1 protein-coding gene is annotated in these 392 nt (G+C 70.4%); it reads right to left on the minus strand.

What is annotated here, in order from left to right; genetic code table 11:
- Nucleotides 1-91: 91 nt before the first annotated feature.
- Nucleotides 92-392: vitamin B12 dependent-methionine synthase activation domain-containing protein (locus VR44_RS40605; RefSeq protein WP_045952726.1), on the minus strand; the 301-nt coding region annotated here is incomplete at its 5' end.

Consider the following 392-nt stretch of genomic DNA (forward strand, 5'->3'; position numbering starts at 1 on the left):
CCGAATTCGGCGAGGGAGATGTCGGCGACCTTGTAGTCGGTGAATGCGGCAGACATGCGGTGTGCTCCTTGGAGAGGTCCGGGGGCCGGGGTCATCGGCGGCCTCCCGCGTTGAAGTAGCCGGCCTCGGGGTGGTGGATGACCAGGGCGTCGGTGGACTGCTCGGGGTGGAGCTGGAACTCCTCCGAGAGGTGGACGCCGATCCGCTCGGGCCGGAGCAGGTCGGCGATCTTGGCCCGGTCGGAGAGCTCCGGACAGGCCGGGTAGCCGAGGGAATAGCGGCAGCCCTGGTACTCGGTACGGAACATGCCGTCCATGCCCGCCGGGTCGGATCCGGCGATCCCGAGCTCGGCGCGGACGCGGGCGTGCCAGTACTCGGCGAGGGCCTCGGCG

This window comes from Streptomyces katrae (assembly GCF_000966975.1).
GTDB classification, from domain to species: Bacteria; Actinomycetota; Actinomycetes; order Streptomycetales; family Streptomycetaceae; genus Streptomyces; species Streptomyces katrae.